The following is a 21,375-nucleotide window of genomic DNA, read 5'->3' as shown; positions in this document are numbered from 1 at the left end:
TATAGATAGAATGCACAATAACTAAACATACGATAATGAAAGCACACGAAATTGATTACGAAATACACGGAGAAGAAATGCAATATGTGGAGATAGAACTTGATCCACAGGAAGGGGTTATAGCCGAGGCAGGAAGTTTTATGATGATGGAGACCGGCATAAAGATGGATACCATATTTGGAGATGGTTCTGAGAATGATCGTGGATTTATGGGAAAGATATTTGGAGCAGGTAAACGATTACTTACAGGTGAGAGTCTTTTTATGACGGCTTTTTATAATGAATTGAATGGTAAAAAGAAGGTTAGTTTTGCCTCTCCATATCCGGGTAAAATAATTCCCATAGACTTAACGCAATTTCATGGCAAATTTGTGTGTCAGAAAGACGCGTTCTTATGTGCAGCCAAAGGCGTCTCTGTCGGAATTGAATTTTCAAGAAAATTAGGGCGTGGACTTTTTGGCGGAGAAGGGTTTATCATGCAAAAATTAGAAGGTGACGGTATGGCCTTTGTACACGCAGGTGGAACTACGGCTGTAAAGCATCTTGCCGCCGGAGAACAACTCAAAGTAGACACAGGGTGTATCATTGGATTTAGCAAAGAGGTAAATTATGATATCGAATTTGTAGGAGGTATCAAAAACACCATTTTTGGAGGTGAAGGTTTATTTTTTGCAACCTTAACTGGGCCAGGTACAGTATTTATTCAATCATTGCCCTTTAGTCGATTGGCAAATAGGGTGTTAGCCTTAGCTCCAAGAGAAGGTGGTAAAAGTAGAGGGGAAGGGAGTATTTTAGGAGGCATCGGTGATCTCTTGGATGGCGATAACAAATATTAACAATGTTAAATAACGGATTAAAAACAATAATTTTGGATTTATTTCGCTATATTCGTTTAGACAACGTTAACAGCGTAAATAAATTCCTACAAATAAATGTAGGATAACTAACAACTTTAAACCCCTAAAATTTATGGCTAGAGCAATGTTTGATTACACCAAAACTGTGCTAGACAAAGTAAGTTTTGATGTAAATTTGTTTACAAAGGAAGTTATCAAAGCAATGAAACGCTTACTTCCACATGAGATCGACGAATTAAAAATTTGGATTCAATCTCTAGCGCTCAATAGACCAGAACTACAACCGTGTCTGGTGTATTTAAAAAAGTAAATATTGAAATAAAAAGCGACTTACGAGTCGCTTTTTATTTTTCCGAGCGGGCTGATAATTTGTACGTTCTGAAATGTTATCGCGCCTTTTACAATGCCAGCAATGGTATTGTGAAGTACTTCGATAATTTGCATCTTCAATTCACTTTTATTATAAATCAAGCTCACTTCCCGCGCAGGGCTTGGTTCGTTAAAGTAATGTAGATTATGCTTCTCATCGTCTTTTATATCTAGCGTATGAAGATAGGGTAGTAATGTCATGCCTAAACCTTCATTAGCCAATTTTACCAAGGTCTCAAAACTTCCGCTTTCTAACTGGAAGTGATCGTCATCATAATTTTTATCAATTTTGCACAGGTTGATAATTCCATCTCTAAAGCAGTGTCCATCTTCTAACAATAGCATGTCATCAATATCTAAATCGGCAACATCAATTTTTTTCTTTTGGTTAAGGCGATGCATTGGAGGGATGTACCCTACAAAAGGCTCATAATACAGCACTCGTTCCTTTATATGCATATGCTCAAGAGGTGTAGCGGCAATTGCGGCATCCAAATGACCGTCTAATAATCGTTGGATAATCGTCTCAGTATTGAGTTCTTCAATTTTGAGTTTTATTTTAGGGTATTTCTTTATAAACGTATTTAAAAACATCGGTAAAAGGGTAGGCATTACCGTTGGAATGACACCTAATTTGAACTCACCTCCAATAAATCCTTTTTGCTGATCTACAATATCTTGAATACGTTCGCTTTCATTAACAATATTTCGAGCCTGCTGCACAAGTTTTTTACCAACTTCGGTTAGCTCAATAGGCTTTTTTGTTCGATCAAAAATTTGTATGTCCAACTCATCTTCCAATTTTTGTATTTGCATACTTAAGGTGGGTTGAGTCACAAAAGTCTTTTCTGCTGCTTTCGTAAAATTTTGATGTTCTGCTACCGCTAATACGTAACGTAATTGAGTGATCGTCATTTTTTTATCTTTTACGCTACGAAGATACAAAAGCTATTGATAAAAATTATACGTAATTTTTTAAAAATCTATTTTCTCTATATTAAAAATGAAGTAGTAATTCTATAAAATGCCTCTTGCCTTTATTTCGAGATATTTATTAATGGTATCTGTAGTCAACTGTTGCGGAGTAGTAAGTATTGTTTGTATTCCGTATTTCTGTAATTCTTTTACCATTCGCTTTTTCTCTTGTGCAAATTGGAGTGCGATAGTTTGTTGATAGATTTCCGGGATTGAGGTTCCGGGTAAATTTATTAGGCTGTCAAGCTCTGTATTTTTGAAAAATATGACAACAAGCATATGTTTTTTTGCCAAAGTTCTTAAATATGGGAGCTGACGTTCTAGCGCAGAAAAATGCTCAAAATTTGTGTATAATAAAAGGAGACTACGCTGAGTAATTTTCTGTTTTACATGGGCATACAACGTCCCATAATCCGCGTCCAAAAAAGCCGTTTTATTATTGTAAAGTGTCTCAGAGATCACATTTATATAACTGCGCTTTCCCATAGGTGGCAAAAAGCTAGAGACCGTATTAGAAAACACTAAAAGCCCTGCTTTATCTTGTTTCCGTATGGCGATATTCGAAAAAGATAAACTGCTATTGATAGCATAATCCAGTAATGATAATCCGTTAAACGGCATTTTCATGACTCGACTCGCATCGATAATGGAATATACTGGTTGAGATTTTTCATCCTGAAACTGATTAATCATGAGACTACCACGCTTGGCCGTTGCTTTCCAATTAATGGAACGAACATCATCCCCGGTTACATATTCTTTGATTTGTTCAAAATCCATAGTATGTCCAATACGTCGGGTCTTGCGTACTCCCAAAATATAGGACCGGGTATCCAATGCTAAAATATCGTACTTTTTCATCTGTATAAAAGAGGGATACACTTTTACGAGATACTCTTTTTCAAACCTATAGCGTCTTTTGATCAAAGCGATACGAGAACTTATATATACATTAAGAAACCCAAATTTGTATTCACCTCGGGCTAGCGGTTTTAGCTGATACGTAAATTGAGTTTGTGACGCTGCATCTACAGTCAGTGTTTTATTAAAATCTCGTTTTTGGAACTGATAGGGGATTTCATCAATGATTTCGGTTCTAATCCTAAATCGATATCTGTTTTCTAAGCGTATTTGAACTTCGTTGTAATCGCCATTAGAAAATTTATCAGCTAATTCCCGGGAACCCTTAATCCCATCTTTTAGACCATACAAGGCGGCAAAATCTATAGCAAAAATGATAAAAATTCCTATGCATAACAACCAAATAAATGGGTATAAGGCCACAATCCAATACGATATAAAGAATAACAGGATAATGGCACCCAATACATAATAGGTGCGATTTGTGAGATATAAAGATTTGAAAAATCGGATCACAATTATCGTGGAATTTCTATAGATTGTAAAATTAGTTGCATAACTTTTTCCTCGGTCATACCTTCCATTTCTCTTTCAGGAGAAACGATAACACGATGCCTCATAACCGGTGCAACTGATTTCTTAATATCTTCCGGTGTAGCAAAATCACGACCATCAATGGCAGCAAAAGCCTTGGCGCTTTTCATGATAGCTATAGATGCCCGGGGCGAACCTCCCAGGTATAAGTGAGGATGTGATCGGGTTTTGGTTACAATTTCTGCAATATATTGAAGCAACTTTTCTTCTATAAACACTTGTTGAACCTTGTCGCGATATTCGAGAAGCTTATCTATGTCCAGAACAGCATCTATGAGTTCTAACGGATCTTTAACCGTACGCTCATGATGTAATTTTAATATTTCAACTTCATCTGCAAATGTTGGATAGGTTACTTTTATCTTAAATAAGAATCGATCCAACTGCGCTTCTGGTAGGGTGTAGGTTCCCTCTTGTTCGATCGGATTCTGAGTTGCTAGCACCATAAAGGGAGGTTCCATTACATAACGAACCCCATCCATAGTAATTTGTTTTTCTTCCATTACTTCAAACAAAGCCGCCTGAGTCTTTGCTGGAGCACGATTGATCTCATCAATAAGAATGATATTTGAAAAAACGGGACCCTTTTTAAAAACAAATTCGCTTGTCTTGAGATCTACGATTGATGTACCTAAAACATCACTTGGCATAAGATCCGGTGTAAATTGAATACGACTAAAGTCAGTTTGTAATGTTTTGGCAAATAATTTGGCCGTTATCGTTTTTGCGATACCGGGAACGCCTTCAATTAAAACATGTCCATCTGTCAACAGAGCAACCATAAGTAACTCAACAAAGTCAGACTGACCAATAATCACTTTTGATAGCTCCTTTTTAATGCTGCTATAGGATTGTTGCAAGTTAGTAAGGTCTATTCTGTTTTTAAAAGACAAGGATGGATTAGCCGTTTTATCATCGGTGTTGATGGGTGTTTTATTTGAGTTTTGGTCTGTCATGGAATTTTTTTATTTGATGAACTCAACTGTGGTTTTCAGTTTCATTTTTGTTCAATATAGATTATTTTTGAATGCTTTTATTTTGGCTACAAATTTAATAAGCTCTTCATTGGTAACGCTTGATTTGTTTTTAATAGCTTGCATGTTTTCAAAAAGCTGCTTTGTCTCTTTAATTGAGTTACCACTTTTTAGTGAAATCTCTTTATAATCTATGCCGGAAAATTCATCAATCGTTAAACGGAACTCTTCACGTAAAAAGTTTAGAAACTCCTGAATTTGCATTATAGCGATAGCTTTATGATCGTTTCTTTCAAGGTACATGGCACTAATCGTTTGTGCAAACGCCACCGATTGATTTTGAAGCGGGTTGACCACAGGGATACTTCGCTGTTTGCGTTTTCCTTCAAAAATTACAAATAGAACTAAGCCAAAAATTATGGTGTAATATGCCCATTTTAATGATTTGGTTCTGAACAATAGGTATAGGGGAGAGGAATAGGTAGTTTTTCCGGATTTGTAATGATTATCCCAAAATAAAGGTTGATTGTGATCTATATAGGCCAAAAGATTTTCTGTGTACTGGTAGTTTTTGTTCGTCAACATAAAATAATTAGCAAAAGCTTCGGGAAACATTTGAAGCAAAATTTGTCCGTTTCCAAAAGATTGAGATATAAAATTAAATTGCCTTTGTTGTAGGCTGTCAGTAGTAGTTAAAAGTTTTACCGTACCTAAAACTTTGGTGGCAGATGTGTCAATACTCGAGAAGTAAGGAACATGTATATCACGATTGTAGTGATAGCTATCATCACCCGGTAAGTTGGAATTGGTTAGTGCAATTTCCGGTTTGGTCTCAATAGATTTAAGCGAAATCAGATGATCCGCGGAAAGATTTAAGGTGTCCAACAGTTGATGGCTTATAGTTTTTGCAGAAATAAATAATGTATTTCCATTCGTAACCCATTGCAATACCTGATCTAGTTCTTCATTTTCAATATTGACATGTCCGTTTACAAAAAAATACACTCCATTTATGGAATCGCTGCTTGCTAAAAATTCATACGGAGAGGTGTTAACTTCCTGAATTTTTTTATGGGAGTCTTTTAAAACATTATAAAAAACATAAGTGCCTAACGGAATCTTATCCAACTTGGAATAGCTAGGGTACCAATTGACAGGTGCTGGCTCTGTGGCTTCATAATATGTGAGAAGCGCGAGCAATCCCAATAGTAATATAGCAATTATTTTATATCCTTTACTCATATGGATGCTGAAGTGATCATATTACGAAACTGTTCAAATTTGATTTCAAAGTGTGTATAATTCTTACTGTCCACCTCAAAATTACCATACCATATAAAATTATATACCTGTGTAAGATCTTTAAAACCAGATTTTAGTATAGTTGACTCAAGCTCCAACACATAATCTGCGTTTGTTTTTTGTGCAACCAATAAGATATGGTTCTCATCAGATAAAAGTTTTATAACCAAAAGGTACTGATAACGAATGGCCAAACGATAGTTAGCTTTTGCGACGGCATGTTCTATTAACTGATAAATATTTTTATTTTTTATAATTTCTTGATCCTCTTGAAATAAGCTATCGGGAAACTCTTCTTTTTCATCAAGCATTCGCCCCACTTTACCACGTATAAATAGCCACACGATAAGCCCTAAAACACCCAAAAGTAGCAGGTATGGCAAAATTTCCAGGATAATCAACCATGGTCCCGAAACTTCATCTATATCAAATAATGAAGCAAAAAATTTATGCCACCACTCTTCTAACCAATGCTTTAATTGTGTCCACCAAGAATCCTCAACCGGTATTTCGGTATAATCGAAATCTTTGGATTCTTTATATTCTGATAGTTTTGTTCGGTCAAAAAATAACGGTTCTATAACACTTGAAGTGTCAATTTGAATTTGAGAACTATCAGATTCAACACTTTTAAATTCCGCTGCCTGATGCGATCCAAAACTCAAACAGAAAATATAAAATATCAGTACTTTAATCTTCAAGATGATGATCTTTTCCTATCGTATTAATTTCTTCCAAGGCTCCGGTATTATATTTTCGTTCATGTAAATTGAAATAAATAAATGCAGAAGCTACTGCAGTGATGGTATATAAGATGTATTGTGCTGCCGATGATAGGGTGTTTAATCCTACATAAATCCAATCGATGCTATCAGCGGTATCAAGATAAGAACTTTCTGAAGCTGCTACAAAACCTTTAGAAAAGGTGTAAATCATCGCCGGAACAGAAAAAATAAGCCCAATTAAGGACACTAACACGCCAACAACTAGTAATGTACCAAATGTTACCCACCAGTGGCCTTTGATTAATTCAAAACTTTTTGAAATGACATCTGTCGTAGAGCCTCCTTCGAATACCATAATAGCAAAAACTAAACTTAAGGGAACATAGAAGTAAATGCCTGGTAGAAAACAAAGCATAAAACCGAAACCGACCATTAGACTAGATAGTATACCGAGTCCCAGAAATTTCATGAAATTTTCGCTAACTTGATTTTTAATTTCGTAAACGTCAATTGCATTCTCGTCTCTTATGTAGGCTTTTATATAATGTAATACAGTGCTAAACAAAACTGCGTAGAACAAAATCATCGTAATAAATAAAAAAAGCATTGCAATAAAAATAGTGCCAGTATCTCCTATGTCGTAAGGGGAGTAGCCGCCGGGATTAAAAATTTTTGAAGAGACTTGTGTATAATATCCTGTTGCTACTAAAGCTAACAGAAAGGGTATAGTTGCAGTTTTTACCAGAACTGTCATTATAGCTTTGGCATGATTTCGCAAAAAGGAAAAGGTATCATTGATGATGTCACCTAGTTCACGTTTTTGTCTAAAATTTATCTTCTTTGAAGCGTTCATTGATAGGTAGTTTTATGTAATCGAATTGGGTAGAAAATATAATAGTAACAAATTAGAATAACAGAAGCTGTAATGATAAAGATGGCAAGCCAGTCAGGCATTTCGGTATGTCTGGTTACAAACCCTTCGAGAAAACCGGCTATGATAAAAAATGGGATGGTACTTATAACAATTTTAAGACCGACTTTGGTACCTCGAACAAAAGAGGTAAGCCGCGTATATGTTTTAGGAAAAAGTATGGATTTACCAATCACCAGTCCTGCGGCGCCAGCTATAATAATTACTGAAATCTCGATAACTCCGTGTATCCAAATCGTTCTGGCACTTTCCCATAGGAGCCCTTTTTCATAAAAAAAGTATTGGAAAGATCCCAACATTATAAAATTTTGCATTAAAATAAAGAGTGTACCAATCCCAAAAAGTACTCCAAAGACAAAACATAATAGGGCCACCCGAATATTATTAATGGTGATACCAAGAAACATATCAGCCTCTCCCATTTGTTTATAAACCGCCATGGGATCACCATTCGCAATGTTCTCTAAAGTCATGTTTACATATGTATCTCCCAAAATAGATCTTACAAATGCTCCTTCGGTAGCGGCGGAGTACGCACCAATAGCAGTGAACAAAGCAGCAATCAAAAACGCAATGAGTAATTCTTTTTGGTAATGATAAAATTCCGTAGGAAACTCTTTCAACCAAAAAGAGAGCAAACGATTACGTTTTTCTTTTTTTGTTTTATAAATTTTATGGTGTGCTTTTGAAGCAATAGTGTTCAAGTAGGCCAAGGTTTGACTTTGAGGGTAAAAAGTTTGAGCATAACTTAAGTGATCCGTAACCTCGATATATAGATCCGAAAGCTCTTTTGGAGAAATCTGAGCAGTATTATCTAAAACACTTTCAAATCTTAACCATTTATTCTTATTTTGCTTCACAAATGCCGCTTCGCGCATGGATCATTAAATTAAGAGGATAAAGTAACATAATTCATGGATAACTTTCAAATAGAAACGGCGCAAAATGTGAGTATTCAGCAAAATGTTGCGGGCGTAGGAGATCGTATTCTAGCTTTTTTTATAGATTCACTATTTTTGGTCGCTTATATGATTTTGGCTGTATTGCTAATGAGTCAGCTTGGAAGTAGTCTATCGCAAGGTTGGGTATCGCAAATGCTTATAAGTTTACCTGTATTGCTGTATTATCTGTTATGGGAAGCCTTATGGAATGGAAGAACCCCTGGTAAAGCTCTTGTAAATCTTCGGGTGGTACGCGTTGATGGCACGCCGCCTACATTTTCTAATTATCTAACGCGCTGGTTGCTACGAATTATAGATATTACGTTAGGCTTTGGTAGTATAGCTATTGTAACCATTGTGTTCAAAGGAACAGGGCAGCGTTTAGGTGATCTGGCAGCAAATACCACAGTGATTAGCGAACGCAATCGCATACCTCATAAACATACGATATTTGCAGAGTTGCCCGAGGATTACCAACCAACCTATCCTCAGGTAACTAGGTTTAACGATTCGGATATTCAGAAAATAAAGAGATTGTTTTATGATGCTCGAGCGCATCGTGAACAAAAAGTTTTAGAACAATTAGCCGATAGAGTATCGCAGGTTTTGGAAATAACTCCAATAACGCCTCCCGCCGAGTTTATAAGTCGAGTACTAGAAGATTATAAATATTATGCTGAACAAGCATAAGTTTTTTATTGTATCACTTTAGCCTTTATAAAAATATTCTCTTTGGGCCACTCGCTTTGGTCAACCGGAACATTCGAAATTTTATCTACTACATCCATGCCTTCCACTACCTTTCCAAAAATAGTATGCTCACCATCCAGATGATGTGCTCCATTTTTTGCGACAACTACAAAAAACTCGTATGGAGTTGATCTGTTTGAAGGATTGTCTACCCAACGTTTGGATAAAGCTACAGCACCTCGTGTATGTTTTAAGCCCTTAACTTGTTCTTGCGGTACTGTGTAATCGCCAATATCGAATCTTTTTAATGCCATTTGATTGCGATCGCTATTACCTCCCTGAATCACAAAATTTTTAGCAACACGATAAAAAAATGTTTCGTCAAAATACCCTTCATTTACCAAGTAAATAAAATTAGCGCGATGAATAGGAGTTTTTTGATACAACCTAATTTTAAAACTCCCTAAACGTGTTGAGATTTCAACTAAGGTTTCCGGGTTTTTGGCACCATATGCCGTCATGAATTCTATCAGATTATCGTTGGTAATTTTAGAGAGGGTATCTTTTGAGGTAGCAGACTGCTCAATTTGTGGGTTAACAGTATCAGTAGTAAGGCTTTCTTTTAAGCCCGATTCAGTTTTAACTTTTTTTGAAGGATCATTAGTAAACTGGGTGTTTTTATTTTTAGTAGATTGTGTATCTTCACAACTCGAAATAATAAAAATCCATATAAACAGGCTATACTTTAAAACAATTCTGGTCAATGACATTTGAAACATTTAAACAATTGATTCCAAAAATAAAGAAAATGTCAGTACCAGGCGAACGTTCTCATTTTCTTATGGCTCCTGACATGCGTATTCGTGAATTGGATACTATAAAAATAGAAGAAAAGAACCCGAGACATGCTGCCGTAATGATGCTTTTATATCCAAAAGAAGAAATTACAAATTTGGTATTGATATTAAGACCTGAGTACGAAGGCGTGCATTCTGGGCAGATAGCTTTGCCCGGTGGTAAGGTAGAGGAATATGATCGTACCTATGGTGAAGCAGCGCTCAGAGAAACTTGGGAGGAGGTAGGTGTTGATCGTGAGACCGTAGAAATATTATCACCTTTAACAAAGGTTTATATTCCACCTTCAAATTTCTGGGTGCATCCTTTCTTAGGGTTCACCGATATTTTGCCTGATTTTGTTCCGCAGTTGGAAGAAGTTGCCAAAGTTATTGAGGTACCGATAAGTGAATTATTAGATGATGATAATGTAATTTCTAAAAACTTAACTACTTCGTATGCAAAAAATATTGAAGTACCTTCCTTTGAATTAAACGGTTATATAGTCTGGGGAGCAACAGCCATGATGTTAAGTGAACTTAAAGTCTTTATAAAGTCTGCTATAGGATAAGGATTTTGTATCTTTGATCCTCGTTTTTTCTAAAACTAAATGAATCAGCAACTTTTCAAGTGATAAAAGAGTTTAATTTTAGAATAAAGAATAGTTTAAAAGAAGCAGTCTAGGCTGTAAATTCAACTAACAACACAAAAAAATTATGGGATTATTTAAAAGGAATCCTTTTGGTCATATATTATTTCTAAAAAAATGGCTCATCCGTATAATGGGAGCTTTGACACATCGTCGTTATCGTGGTTTTAATGAACTACAGATCGAGGGGAGTGAAATTTTTAAAGAACTGCCAGAGCAAAATGTTTTGTTCGTGTCAAATCATCAAACCTATTTTGCAGATGTGGTAGCCATGTTTCATGTGTTCAATGCTAGTTTAAGCGGACGGGTTGACTCTATAAAGAATATTGGATACTTGTGGGACCCAAAGCTTAATCTATACTATGTTGCGGCAAAGGAAACCATGCGCGCAGGTTTGTTGGCCAGAGTATTGGCTTATGCCGGAGCAATTACCGTAGAACGTACTTGGAGAGCAAAAGGTCAGGACATCAACCGTCAGGTTAAAATGAGTGACATTACCAATATCTCGCGTGCACTCGAGGATGGTTGGGTAATAACTTTTCCTCAGGGAACTACGAAACCTTTTAAACCTATTCGTAAAGGAACTGCTCATATTATTAGAAAATACAAACCTATTGTCATACCTATTGTTATTGATGGATTTAGACGTTCTTTTGATAAAAAAGGAATTCGAATCAAAAAACGCGGTATTTTACAGTCGATGGTAATCAAACCTCCTTTGGATATTGATTATGAGAATGATTCAATTGATGATATCGTAAGTAAATTAGAATATTCTATTGAACAACATTCTTCATTCTTAAAAGTCATTCCACAAGAAGAGCTTGAAGCTGAAGAAGCCTTGAACGAAAAGCGTCGTTGGGAGTATTAAGTACATGATGTGGAGGGTTTACTAATATGCTACGAATCGAACTATTCCAGCCATTCTTTAAAATCTTTAACGCGTTCACGACTTACAATAATTTGATGATCAGCCGTAGCCTTTAGTTTTAGCTCCAGGCGCGAATTGGTATATGAGATAATGTCATCGATTGCATTTACATTTACAACATACTTACGGCTTACCCGGTAAAATAATTTTGGATCGGTTTCATTTTCTACCAAATCCAGTGTGGTATCCAATAAGTAATTTCGTCCTTCTAGCGTATGAATGTAGGTGCCTTTATTTTCTGAATAAAAATAGCTTACATCACTTGACTCAATGATCTTAATACGTTGACCGAGCCGTGCGGTATAGCGCTTTTTATACGTTGGAGTAGAAGTGTTTAATAATTTTTTGATATCATCAATGTTAAACTGCTGTACTTCGTTTACCGCAAAATAGTCTCTAAACTTTTTGATTGCAACTGCTAGTTCATCATGGTCAATAGGCTTCATCAAATAATCAATGCTGTTCAATTTAAAAGCTTTTAGAGCGTATTCATCGTAAGCAGTTGTGAAGATTATAGCGCTTTTAACGGATATCGTGTCAAAAATCTCAAATGATAATCCATCACTGAGCTGAATGTCCAAAAAAATCAAATCCGGATGCGGATTTGAAGTAAACCAGTCTATGGATTCTTCTACAGAATGCAGCATGGTTTCAGCCTTTAGATTTAGTGCTTCAAGCATTCTCCTGAGTCTTCTGGCTGCGGGACGCTCATCCTCAATTATCAAAATTTTCATCGGGCTAGTTTACGATTTAAATTTAGGTTACACGTTATATTACTAGTTACTATTCCCAGCGTTGTTGGGTCTCTTGTTCTTCTTCCATATATTTTTGTATGCGTTGTTCTTCCCAATCCTTATCAAATACGGGATTTATACGATAGGCTTTGATCGCATGAAAGGCTAATCCAATTCCCCAACCAAATGCAGCCCAAAGAAACCATGGATTTCTCCATTCATTTGTATAATAATTCAGTCCTGCCAGAAAACTAATAACTACGAAATATGAAAATAAATTATTATAAAATTTTTTTAACTCATCCACCCGTTCTTTTGCGCGTTGATATCTTTTTTGCTCTTGATAATTTTCCATAATGGTTTTATTTTATTGGTTATTCTTATAATTGCTTTTGTACTATCAGTTAAAAATCATCACGATCCATATATTCTTTAATCTTTCGTTCCTCCCAGGCTTTATTAAACACGGTACCTTTACCAAAAACAGATAATCCATGAAAAAGTAAACCAATTCCCCAAAGAATGGGTGTAATTAAAATATTCCAGTCGAACCAATTTTTAAAGTCAAGGGATTTATTATCCATAGTAAAATAATCGATAACATCATTTCTTAAGAAAAGTAGGATTACATTTACAATTATGTAAACTATTAAGTGACTGTAGAATCCTTTTTCTCGTTGAACTCTGGCTTTTGCTTTAGTATAAGCGCTGTGTTGTTCTCGGCTATTCATAATCCCTTGTTTTTAGATTCTTTTATAAATTTTTTAATCTTTTTTTCTTCCCAGTTTCTTCCCAGTATAGGATTGTAGTTATAGGCCTCCATCGCGTGAAAGATTAATCCGAATCCCCAACCTATTATTGGAAACCATACCCATGGTAAGTCAAACCCTGTCGTTTTATAGTTAATAAAAATTAAGAATGGAATGACAATGCAATAGGCTGTCAAACTAAAATAAAATTCTTTAATTTTTTGTACACGCTCTTGAGCACGCTTGTATTTTACTTCTTTTGGGTTTTCAAATGTTGCAGTCATATCAATATTTTTATTGGTAATTAATTTTGTTAGCATAGGGAGCTTTGCAATAAATGCATCTTTTGACTTATAGACAAGAAATTCTCTTCTGGTTAATAATGCAAAGCGCTGTTTAACGTTAGTTAATCCCATCCCGCTGCTTTGTGCAAGTACGGATTTGGGTTGTAAATTGTTTTCTACGATCAAAAAACCATCTTGTTCATAAATTCGAATATACAAGGGTTTTGAGGGTGTTACCATATTGTGTTTGATGGTGTTTTCTAATAAAATCTGTAAAGAAAGCGGAACCACTTTGGCTTCGGGATCAGACGATTGTATAGGAATGTCAACCTGAATACTGTCTTCAAATCGAAGCATCAATAGCTTCATATATATTTTTGCAAACCTCAATTCTTCATCAACACTCACCAATTCTTTATCTTTTTGTTCCAAAACGTATCGATACACTTTTGATAAAGAAGTTGTAAAATCTTGTGCTGTAGCAGGATTTTCTTCTATAAGGGATGTTAATACATTCAAACTATTGAACAAAAAATGCGGATCTAGTTGGTTCTTTAAGGCTGCAAATTTTGCCGATGCTGTTCCTGCTATAATTTTTTGCTCGGTAACCTTCTTTTCCTGTAATGCCTTGTAAAAATACATTGCATGAAAAAATAATGAAGCGATTGTTGTGAACAGTAAAGGAATTACATAGTCCTTAAACGACTGATCTGCTAAAAATTCTTGAGTGGTTTGTTCTCCCAGAATTAGAACGATTGTAACATACGTACAGATAGCGTAACCAATCATGGTAACTACAATAGATCCCCCCGCACCAATCAAAACCCGTCGTAACCCTTTGTTTTTCCATGCAAATCTGTGATTAATAAATCTAAAATAGACTATATTGATAATCGTAAGAAACATTGAATACATAATGTTTATTCCCCACCATTGCGCCGTAAATATATAGGTAGTATTAAACCCATTATTGAGAAGAACTATCAATGCAACAGCTATCGATATTATCCCGGTGATGATGAGTACGAGTTTCAGATCTTTCATGAGGTACGTTTTGCGATACAAGAATGATAAAGTTAGCAAATATTACGTGTTATTCATCACAGTTTTTCTGTATGCGAGCTACTTGATTTAATCCCCATGTAGGATAATAGGGAGTTTTGTTTTCAATATTTTCAAAAAGGGCAATAGCCTTATTAATTTCGGGACAATACTGCTTTGGGTCTGTTCCAAAGTACTTAGCAGAACCCATTTTCCACTCCGCATGATTTAGTATTGCTCTGGGGTTCATTGAGTCTAAGCTTTTTGCTTGTTGATATAAAGCTTCCACTTTTGGAGAATGTGTCATGCCGTAGTTTGAAGGGTTATATACTACGTAAGCAGTGTTTAACATGGCTTCTAGAATAAATAATTCGGCGTTGTCTTTTGAAATTAAATTCGCGTGGTTAATAAACTTTTGCGCTTTTTTCAATCGTGCTTCAATGGCAGCTGCATCTTTTGTGCGATACGTTTGAATAATGTTAATTTGAGCTGCATAATAATAAGGTAACCAATGTTGGTCCTCAGCATTAGCGATGCGTTCAAAGAGGTTGGCTGCTTCATCAGCTTTGTCGCTTTCCCAAAGTTCGAAAGCTTTTTTCATTCCCTCATCATAGTGGGTTTGTGCGGTGAGCATGTTTACGGTAAAACTTACTAAAATTAAAATAACTGTTTTCATGAGTGTTTGTTTTTGTGAGTTGTAAAGATGCTGTAAGAGCAGTAATTTTTAAATTTAAAATGACTGAATTGTCAATATTGCCTACTGAGTTGTCTTACAGCCTATCCAATTGGTTATCTTTTTTGTCGGTACTTATAGTCCAAAAGAACCCTACGATAAAAAATCGATCTGCAGCGGGTTGAATAGCACGTCGTTCAAAAGTACCATTTGAATTGGGCGTATTGGCGTATTGATATCCAAAGGTTGCAGGAGTGCCTAAGGCATTGGAAACAGAGATATATAGAATTTTTTGTTGACTTATCAAATAGGCCCAGTTCAGGTTTAATGCAGAAAATCCTTTTGTTTTTTCAGCTTGGAACTTCTTTGTATTTGGATTGTCATACGGCCGTCCGGAAGCAAGATTTAGTGATGCACCAACCATTGATTTCCAATCTTGAATCCAATACTTACCAACTAATGAAGCAGTATGAGTAGCCGCAAAATTAGGAGTGGCACTTCTTTCAAAGTTTTTGTAATCCCTTTGTGTATTCAGATAAGAATAACTTATCCAATACTCAAAATTTTTCAGTGACTTTTTATCTTTCCAGAGAACATCAATTCCCCCGGCATACCCCTCTCCGTCATTACTATACAAGCTACTATATTCGGGTTGCGCGGTAGTGTATTTTATAAGGTTGTCATAGGTTTTGTAATATCCTTCCAATCGCAACATTCTTCCCTTTTTTTGATATAGATAATTGAAAATAAAATGAGAGGCTTTTTCCGGAGCTAGCTGACTTGAATATTTTAGAATATCTTGCTTAGGTGCTTGGTTAAAATCTCCGTAAGCCAAGGAAATCTGAGAGGTAGTATTGAGCTGATATGCCAGCGACGCACGTGGTGATACTTTTGTGTAGTTTAGTGAATAATTATGGACACCTCTCAAACCTAACTTCATAGCAAATTTCTTACTGAAAAAGACGTTGGCTTCAGTATATAGTGCAGTACTTGTATTTTTAAAATCACTTGTAAAAAAAGGAAAATTTGGATCATCAACCGTTTCATCGAATTTTTCGATAAACTGTTCTACACCAGTAAACCATTGAAACCTATTACTAAATCGCTTTTTCAACTTCAATTTCAAATGAAAACTTTGCGTCTCATTATGCACCTTGGTTTCTTCAATTCCGATGCGATTTTTGTCTAAGGCAAAACTGGCTCCTGTCGTTAATTTCCAGTCCGTTTCTAAAGTACCAGTATAGGAAGTATTGCTATAAAAATTTTTGTTTCTAAGCTTAAAACGAATTCCCTCTGCAATATTTATATCCTCTTGTGTAAGTTCAAAATTAGTATCACTTAGCGCACTGTATACTTTTAATAAACCATTTTTGAATTGTTGACGATATACGGCTTCACCAGAAAAGCTTTCGGGTGCTTTTATCCAATCAACACGTTGGGGAACAATATCTTGATAAGGTTTTAGATTTAGGTAAAACGTATTGATACTTAGTGAGTTTTTCTTCCATTTTTTGGTATGTCCTATACCTGCGCCTACATTTATAAGCGATATTTCTGTCTTATCTTGATCAGGCGTATCAATTGTATTGAGTAATAAAACACCCGATAGCGCATCTCCATATTCCGCAGAAAACCCACCGGTAGAAAAATTGGTACCTTTAAACAAGAAAGGAGAGAATCTCCCGCGGGTTGGTAAGTTACTGGCTGAAGCATTGTAGGGTTGAAAAACTTTTATGTCGTCAATATATACATTGGTTTCATCGGCGGTGCCACCCCGTACAAACAAGCGACCATCTTCACCAACATTGGAGGTTCCGGGCAAGGTTTGAAAGGCTCCGATATAATCCCCCGCGGCTCCAGCCGTGGTTACAATATCCAACGGACTAAGTACGGATGCTTTGCTATTATCACCTGCAGCAAAGTTACCGGCGGTTAGTACAACGCTTTCCAGACTGTTTACATCTTCTCTTAAAACAATCGTCAGCGCATTCATTTTAGAAACCGGCATAGTTTTGGTGAACGTTTCAAAGGATAAAAAAGAAGCCGTTATTGTCTGTTGTGCTGTTAGAGAAGTTGTAAAGGAAAATTCTCCATTTTCATTTGAGGAACCTCCGTCATACGAGCCTTCTATATAGATATTTGCTCCCTCAATTGGACTTCCTGTTTTGTCTGTCACTTTACCAGAGATAGCAGTTTGTGCAAACAGTGCATGGGCATACATACTTACAATTGAAATCAGAACTAATTTGATCATTGGATACTAGATGTTTTGGTTGAGAGCTCAAAACTCTAGGATATCAGACTTGATTCAAATAAATTGTGACCGAACTGTAAAGATCAGTAGATGAATTGCAAAATAAAAAAATACGTATTACGAACGTATACTATACACGCTGTGTGGTATCTGCTTCCTTATTTTTAAAAGGTCGTACGATTAAACGTGCTGCTTTGTCGTAGTTGATGTAGTTATAGGTCCAGTTGAAGAAAGTAACCAATCGATTTCTAAAACCAACCAAAAACCACAAGTGGATGAACATCCAGACAAACCAAGCTATAAAACCTCCGAAGCGTAGTTTTCCCATGTCAACGACGGCTTTATTACGACCCACCGTTGCCATTGCACCCTTATCAAAATAAGTAAAAGGTTTCATCGCTTTATTATTAAAATGACGCTTTAGGTTTTTGGCCAAATGTTTGCCCTGTTGTATGGCAGGTTGTGCAACCATGGGATGTCCCCGAGGGAAGTCTTCAGTTTCCATGTAGGCAATATCTCCCAAAGCATATATATTGGTATATCCTTCAATTTGATTATACCTGTTCACCTTATATCGATTTATTTTATCAATCAAAGAAGATGCCTGTATACCTTCAACAGGTGCTCCGGTTACACCGGCAGACCAGATAAAAGTGGCACTTCGTAAGCTAAGATCTGTATTGGTAGACACTAGCTTCTTCTCATAATTAGTAACCTGTGTTTTGAGATGAATGATAACCCCCAATTCATTCAAGAATTCCTCAGCTTTTTTAGAAGCATGTTCGCTCATTGGTGGTAGCAAACGTTCTGCGCCCTCAATAAGGTGGATCTCCATCTCGTCAAAGTCCATATCAGGATAATCTCGGGGTAATACGTGATTTTTGAGCTCTGCGATACCGCCGGACAATTCTACGCCTGTGGGTCCGCCGCCGGCAAGAACAAAGGTCATTAACTCTTTGCGCTTTTCAGGATCTGTAGTAATCACCGCCTGTTCTAAATTTTCAAGCATTAAACTTCGTAAATTTAAGGCTTGCGGTAAGTTTTTCATACGCATAGCGTTGCGTTCAATAACCTCATTTCCAAAGAAATTAGTTCGCGTACCCGTCGCAATCACGAGGTAATCATAAGAGATTGATCCTATATTCGTATGTACCTGAGTTTTATCAGGGTCAATGGATTGTACCTCGGCCATTCTAAAATAAGAGTTTTTGCCCTTTTTTATAATTTTTCTAAAAGGATAGGCTATAGAATCGGGTTCTAATCCCGCAATCGAAACTTGATACAGCAAAGGTTGAAACGTATGATAATTATGACGATCCAATACGACGATTTGTAAGTTTTCTTTTATTAGATTTCGAGCTAAGGCAACACCGGCAAATCCACCTCCGATAATGACAAGTCGGGGTAGATTAGAGAAAGGAATATTCATATACAAAAGGATATACCGTAAATTTAAGCCGAATTTTTGTTACCTCCATAATTTTAAAGATTTATTAAGATTTGTACTTAGTTTAAAATTATTTTTCTCAAAATAGTGCTTATCTACAGGTGATTACAGTTAGTTTGTAGTATAGGTGTAACAAAATTAATTTTTTGTATACTTATCATGAGTAACCCAACCAAGTGAATAAAGAACTAGAACATAATTTTGTAACCCATTTGGAGCAAAATCAGAATATAGTGCACAAAGTATGTCGTATTTATACACACGATATTGAGTCACATAATGATTTGTTTCAGGAGATTACTATACAATTATGGAAAGCATTTCCAAAATTTAGAGGAGACGCAAAGTTTAGCACCTGGATGTATCGCGTGGCATTGAATACGGCTATAACTTTGTATCGTAAGTCGAAGCGTAGTATACCGACTACAGATTTTGATACGGTAGATTTTAAAATAAGTGCCGAAGAATATGATGATGAAGAGGAACAACAACTCAAATTAATGTACGCAGCTGTAAAAGAATTGAATGATATTGAAAAAGCTTTAGTTTTTCTATACCTCGAAGATAAATCGTATCGTGATATCTCAGAAACCATGGGGATAACAGAGGTCAATGCAAGAGTGAAGATGAATCGAGTGAAAACAAAATTAAAGAAAATATTAAATCCGTAACTATGGATGAATTAGAGGTATTAAAGCAACATTGGAAAAAGCAGGAGCAAGGTCTCCCAAAGCTTTCTTATGATGATATTTATAAGATGATCTTAAAACGATCTTCTTCAATGGTTAAATGGATTTTTATCATTAGTGTTCTGGAGTTTTTACTTTGGGGATCATTGGATGTGTTTTTTAGGGTGAACGGACAGTATGATGAGATCAAAACTTCTGGTATGGAGAACTATTTGACGATTTCATCGGTGGTATCCTATGGTATTTTGATTTATTTTATCATACGATTTTATTTGAATTACAAAAAAATACAGACCACAGATTCTGCAAAGGTTCTAATGCAGAATATTTTAAAAACCCGTAATACAGTTAAATTATATGTTTGGGTCAATCTTAGCTTTTTGGCCATCTTGTTTTTGACAACCATGTCTTACAGTATTTTTTTTACAGATGATTTTCAGAATGGGGATACCAAAGAGGTTCCTGTTTGGATGATTATGGTAACTGCTGTCATCGTTATAATCGTTTTTATAGCAGTTATTGCTTTATTTTATCGGTTAGTCTATGGAATACTTACACGAAGGTTAAAAAAGAATTATGATGAACTTGAGCAGTTACAGATGTAAGATTGCCGACCTCAGCTACAAAGCTATTTGTTTTCGTTAAATGCTGAAGGCAATAGCTGCGGAATAAATTTAATTAACAAAGGCAATAACAAGCTACCACCCGGTAATATAAAGATGGTTAATGATGGGACCGATTTACAGATATCCAGTAGTTGATCTTTAACACGTTTTTTTTCTTCTTTTGATAAATCACGTACGGTGGACTGGCCCAGAAGAATCATTAAATCCTTACTTTCAGAAATTTCTTTTACTAATCTTTTTTTATTTCTCAATATTAATACCCGAACCGTTCTCGAGGTTTGTCGATAAAAATGATGAGCCGGATTCGAATAATTGAAAAAAGAAATCTCCTGACGATGGTTTTGAATAAACGTTTTTACTTTTTTTAAAGATGCATTAATTTGATTCTCAGAGATATTTAGCTCCATCCCCAGAGTTGCTAGAAAATCTAATTCGCCTTGATCTAATTCATGATCGTTCCAAACAGCAAGACTAATCAAATCAAGTAGATAACGTTTCTCTAATGCATCCGTATACCGTTCCAGATGTACATTATCAAAGGTTACATCATCCTCTGATACTTGGTTGTAACGAACGGATGAAGAAAATAGTTTTATTAATAATCCGTCATATTCGTCTTTCTGACTTTTAGATTTTAAGGCCAGAAACACGGTGTTGGTAATTGATTCTTCCAGTTTAGTCGCATAGTCGATTGGATTGATATCATGAATTAAAAAATGTTCGAATGCTAACACATCAATAAATAAAAGCGCATTGGTAAGTAAGTGACTAAAATTTTTAATCACTACCGATTCATTAGTTTGTATCCTGGCGTGTAAAATCTTTTCTAACTTCTCACTTTTGGTTGAGGTAATTAAGGTTGTCCAGGGAAATATAGATTTTTTGGTGTTTAAATAATTATAAAACTGTAGAAGTGCTGTTATACAATCTTCTGTACTGCCATCTTCAATAGTGTCATAATACATACTCACCAGCGCAGTCAATAAATTGATCTTGGTACGCTCTTCCTCAGAATATACGATACCGGAATCTTTAAAAACCAAGGTTTCTACCGAAGCACCATATAAAAAGCCTGACTGCAGCAACGCCTCATAAAGCACCTCCATGCTTGCGAAGGATTGCCTCTGATCTCCCGTAAACTCTCGTAAAAACTTATCAAGCCAACCTGATGTAGATGGATTCATGGATTCGTTGCTTAAGCTTAGTTAGGTTTCTTTAACAAATTATTAACTCTTTTAGGCAAAC

General features: G+C 35.8%; 23 protein-coding genes. 7 read left to right on the top strand and 16 right to left on the bottom strand.

Annotated elements, in window-relative coordinates; translation table 11 throughout:
• Positions 1–35 precede the first annotated feature (35 nt).
• On the top strand, positions 36–836 hold the full coding sequence (locus tag BD809_RS09950; protein ID WP_148782829.1) for a TIGR00266 family protein: 801 nt from the start codon (positions 36–38) through the stop codon (positions 834–836).
• 133 nt (positions 837–969) lie between these two features.
• The gene (locus tag BD809_RS09945) at positions 970–1,167 is read left to right on the top strand and encodes a hypothetical protein (RefSeq protein ID WP_148782828.1); all 198 of its coding nucleotides are present in this window, start codon (positions 970–972) and stop codon (positions 1,165–1,167) included.
• A gap of 20 nt (positions 1,168–1,187) precedes the next feature.
• On the opposite strand, the gene BD809_RS09940 is transcribed toward BD809_RS09945, so the two are convergent.
• The 7 genes from BD809_RS09940 to BD809_RS09910 all read right to left on the bottom strand — a co-directional run bounded on the left by BD809_RS09940 (position 1,188) and on the right by BD809_RS09910 (position 8,466).
• Complete coding sequence (locus tag BD809_RS09940; protein ID WP_148782827.1) at positions 1,188–2,141, bottom strand: LysR family transcriptional regulator; 954 nt, start codon at positions 2,139–2,141, stop codon at positions 1,188–1,190.
• Positions 2,142–2,243: 102 nt separating this feature from the next.
• Positions 2,244–3,578: a DUF58 domain-containing protein gene (locus BD809_RS09935; RefSeq protein ID WP_148782826.1), complete on the bottom strand. Its 1,335-nt coding sequence runs from the start codon at positions 3,576–3,578 to the stop codon at positions 2,244–2,246.
• 2 nt (positions 3,579–3,580) lie between these two features.
• Positions 3,581–4,612, bottom strand: a complete 1,032-nt coding sequence (locus BD809_RS09930; RefSeq protein WP_148782825.1) for an AAA family ATPase — start codon at positions 4,610–4,612, stop codon at positions 3,581–3,583.
• Positions 4,613–4,663: 51 nt separating this feature from the next.
• Positions 4,664–5,872, bottom strand: a complete 1,209-nt coding sequence (locus BD809_RS09925; protein WP_148782824.1) for a DUF4350 domain-containing protein — start codon at positions 5,870–5,872, stop codon at positions 4,664–4,666.
• Positions 5,869–6,633, bottom strand: coding sequence for a hypothetical protein (locus tag BD809_RS09920; RefSeq protein ID WP_148782823.1), 765 nt, complete (start codon positions 6,631–6,633; stop codon positions 5,869–5,871). Before BD809_RS09920 ends, BD809_RS09925 begins: the two co-directional genes overlap by 4 nt.
• On the bottom strand, positions 6,623–7,510 hold the full coding sequence (locus BD809_RS09915) for a hypothetical protein (protein ID WP_148782822.1): 888 nt from the start codon (positions 7,508–7,510) through the stop codon (positions 6,623–6,625). Before BD809_RS09915 ends, BD809_RS09920 begins: the two co-directional genes overlap by 11 nt.
• Positions 7,507–8,466, bottom strand: coding sequence for a stage II sporulation protein M (locus BD809_RS09910; protein ID WP_148782821.1), 960 nt, complete (start codon positions 8,464–8,466; stop codon positions 7,507–7,509). Before BD809_RS09910 ends, BD809_RS09915 begins: the two co-directional genes overlap by 4 nt.
• 36 nt (positions 8,467–8,502) lie before the next feature.
• On the opposite strand from BD809_RS09910, the gene BD809_RS09905 reads away from it, so the two are divergent.
• Positions 8,503–9,219: an RDD family protein gene (locus BD809_RS09905; RefSeq protein ID WP_148782820.1), complete on the top strand. Its 717-nt coding sequence runs from the start codon at positions 8,503–8,505 to the stop codon at positions 9,217–9,219.
• A 5-nt stretch (positions 9,220–9,224) separates the two neighbouring features.
• Here BD809_RS09905 and BD809_RS09900 read toward each other — a convergent pair whose 3' ends face one another.
• Positions 9,225–9,989: a peptidylprolyl isomerase gene (locus BD809_RS09900; protein ID WP_170251855.1), complete on the bottom strand. Its 765-nt coding sequence runs from the start codon at positions 9,987–9,989 to the stop codon at positions 9,225–9,227.
• Here BD809_RS09900 and BD809_RS09895 point away from each other — a divergent pair.
• The gene (locus BD809_RS09895) at positions 9,983–10,624 is read left to right on the top strand and encodes an NUDIX hydrolase (RefSeq protein ID WP_148782818.1); all 642 of its coding nucleotides are present in this window, start codon (positions 9,983–9,985) and stop codon (positions 10,622–10,624) included. The two genes, BD809_RS09900 and BD809_RS09895, sit on opposite strands and share 7 nt — an antisense overlap.
• A 145-nt stretch (positions 10,625–10,769) precedes the next feature.
• Positions 10,770–11,573 carry a lysophospholipid acyltransferase family protein gene (locus BD809_RS09890; protein WP_148782817.1) on the top strand — a complete coding sequence of 268 codons (804 nt, stop codon included), beginning with the start codon at positions 10,770–10,772 and terminating at the stop codon, positions 11,571–11,573.
• Positions 11,574–11,614: 41 nt separating this feature from the next.
• Here BD809_RS09890 and BD809_RS09885 read toward each other — a convergent pair whose 3' ends face one another.
• The 7 genes from BD809_RS09885 to BD809_RS09855 all read right to left on the bottom strand — a co-directional run bounded on the left by BD809_RS09885 (position 11,615) and on the right by BD809_RS09855 (position 18,797).
• Positions 11,615–12,367, bottom strand: a complete 753-nt coding sequence (locus BD809_RS09885; RefSeq protein ID WP_148782816.1) for a LytR/AlgR family response regulator transcription factor — start codon at positions 12,365–12,367, stop codon at positions 11,615–11,617.
• A 49-nt stretch (positions 12,368–12,416) separates the two neighbouring features.
• Entirely contained in the window at positions 12,417–12,722 is a 306-nt protein-coding gene (locus tag BD809_RS09880) for a 2TM domain-containing protein (protein ID WP_148782815.1), read from the bottom strand.
• Between the two features lie 49 nt (positions 12,723–12,771).
• A complete protein-coding gene (locus tag BD809_RS09875) occupies positions 12,772–13,098 on the bottom strand; it encodes a 2TM domain-containing protein (RefSeq protein ID WP_148782814.1) in 327 nt (108 codons plus the stop codon).
• The gene (locus BD809_RS09870) at positions 13,095–14,444 is read right to left on the bottom strand and encodes a 2TM domain-containing protein (protein ID WP_148782813.1); all 1,350 of its coding nucleotides are present in this window, start codon (positions 14,442–14,444) and stop codon (positions 13,095–13,097) included. Before BD809_RS09870 ends, BD809_RS09875 begins: the two co-directional genes overlap by 4 nt.
• 49 nt (positions 14,445–14,493) lie before the next feature.
• Positions 14,494–15,117, bottom strand: coding sequence for a hypothetical protein (locus tag BD809_RS09865; RefSeq protein ID WP_148782812.1), 624 nt, complete (start codon positions 15,115–15,117; stop codon positions 14,494–14,496).
• 94 nt (positions 15,118–15,211) lie between these two features.
• The gene (locus BD809_RS09860; RefSeq protein WP_148782811.1) at positions 15,212–17,368 is read right to left on the bottom strand and encodes a TonB-dependent receptor; all 2,157 of its coding nucleotides are present in this window, start codon (positions 17,366–17,368) and stop codon (positions 15,212–15,214) included.
• Between the two features lie 130 nt (positions 17,369–17,498).
• Positions 17,499–18,797 (bottom strand): NAD(P)/FAD-dependent oxidoreductase, encoded by a 1,299-nt coding sequence (locus tag BD809_RS09855; protein WP_148782810.1) that lies wholly within the window; start codon positions 18,795–18,797, stop codon positions 17,499–17,501.
• A 194-nt stretch (positions 18,798–18,991) separates the two neighbouring features.
• On the opposite strand from BD809_RS09855, the gene BD809_RS09850 reads away from it, so the two are divergent.
• Entirely contained in the window at positions 18,992–19,486 is a 495-nt protein-coding gene (locus BD809_RS09850; RefSeq protein ID WP_148782809.1) for an RNA polymerase sigma factor, read from the top strand.
• A 2-nt stretch (positions 19,487–19,488) separates the two neighbouring features.
• Positions 19,489–20,109 (top strand): hypothetical protein, encoded by a 621-nt coding sequence (locus BD809_RS09845; RefSeq protein WP_148782808.1) that lies wholly within the window; start codon positions 19,489–19,491, stop codon positions 20,107–20,109.
• 23 nt (positions 20,110–20,132) lie between these two features.
• Here BD809_RS09845 and BD809_RS09840 read toward each other — a convergent pair whose 3' ends face one another.
• Positions 20,133–21,314, bottom strand: coding sequence for an LETM1-related biofilm-associated protein (locus BD809_RS09840; protein ID WP_148782807.1), 1,182 nt, complete (start codon positions 21,312–21,314; stop codon positions 20,133–20,135).
• Between the last annotated feature and the right edge of the window lie 61 nt (positions 21,315–21,375).

This window comes from Aquimarina intermedia (assembly GCF_008124785.1).
In the GTDB taxonomy this organism is placed as follows: Bacteria; Bacteroidota; Bacteroidia; order Flavobacteriales; family Flavobacteriaceae; genus Aquimarina; species Aquimarina intermedia.
The sequence above is the reverse complement of the archived record's forward strand: the minus strand, read 5'-3'. Positions and strand labels throughout refer to the sequence as shown.

Bases quoted from the DNA above. Each gene is read 5' to 3' on its own strand.
- BD809_RS09950 (WP_148782829.1), top strand. From the start codon at position 36: ATGAAAGCACACGAAATTGATTACGAAATACACGGAGAAGAAATGCAA.
- BD809_RS09895 (WP_148782818.1), top strand. From the start codon at position 9,983: ATGACATTTGAAACATTTAAACAATTGATTCCAAAAATAAAGAAAATG.
- BD809_RS09910 (WP_148782821.1), bottom strand. From the start codon at position 8,466: ATGCGCGAAGCGGCATTTGTGAAGCAAAATAAGAATAAATGGTTAAGA.
- BD809_RS09880 (WP_148782815.1), bottom strand. From the start codon at position 12,722: ATGGAAAATTATCAAGAGCAAAAAAGATATCAACGCGCAAAAGAACGG.
- BD809_RS09860 (WP_148782811.1), bottom strand. From the start codon at position 17,368: ATGATCAAATTAGTTCTGATTTCAATTGTAAGTATGTATGCCCATGCA.
- BD809_RS09925 (WP_148782824.1), bottom strand. From the start codon at position 5,872: ATGAGTAAAGGATATAAAATAATTGCTATATTACTATTGGGATTGCTC.
- BD809_RS09915 (WP_148782822.1), bottom strand. From the start codon at position 7,510: ATGAACGCTTCAAAGAAGATAAATTTTAGACAAAAACGTGAACTAGGT.
- BD809_RS09945 (WP_148782828.1), top strand. From the start codon at position 970: ATGGCTAGAGCAATGTTTGATTACACCAAAACTGTGCTAGACAAAGTA.
- BD809_RS09865 (WP_148782812.1), bottom strand. From the start codon at position 15,117: ATGAAAACAGTTATTTTAATTTTAGTAAGTTTTACCGTAAACATGCTC.
- BD809_RS09870 (WP_148782813.1), bottom strand. From the start codon at position 14,444: ATGAAAGATCTGAAACTCGTACTCATCATCACCGGGATAATATCGATA.
- BD809_RS09930 (WP_148782825.1), bottom strand. From the start codon at position 4,612: ATGACAGACCAAAACTCAAATAAAACACCCATCAACACCGATGATAAA.
- BD809_RS09875 (WP_148782814.1), bottom strand. From the start codon at position 13,098: ATGAATAGCCGAGAACAACACAGCGCTTATACTAAAGCAAAAGCCAGA.
- BD809_RS09905 (WP_148782820.1), top strand. From the start codon at position 8,503: ATGGATAACTTTCAAATAGAAACGGCGCAAAATGTGAGTATTCAGCAA.
- BD809_RS09890 (WP_148782817.1), top strand. From the start codon at position 10,770: ATGGGATTATTTAAAAGGAATCCTTTTGGTCATATATTATTTCTAAAA.
- BD809_RS09845 (WP_148782808.1), top strand. From the start codon at position 19,489: ATGGATGAATTAGAGGTATTAAAGCAACATTGGAAAAAGCAGGAGCAA.
- BD809_RS09885 (WP_148782816.1), bottom strand. From the start codon at position 12,367: ATGAAAATTTTGATAATTGAGGATGAGCGTCCCGCAGCCAGAAGACTC.
- BD809_RS09855 (WP_148782810.1), bottom strand. From the start codon at position 18,797: ATGAATATTCCTTTCTCTAATCTACCCCGACTTGTCATTATCGGAGGT.
- BD809_RS09900 (WP_170251855.1), bottom strand. From the start codon at position 9,989: ATGTCATTGACCAGAATTGTTTTAAAGTATAGCCTGTTTATATGGATT.
- BD809_RS09940 (WP_148782827.1), bottom strand. From the start codon at position 2,141: ATGACGATCACTCAATTACGTTACGTATTAGCGGTAGCAGAACATCAA.
- BD809_RS09840 (WP_148782807.1), bottom strand. From the start codon at position 21,314: ATGAATCCATCTACATCAGGTTGGCTTGATAAGTTTTTACGAGAGTTT.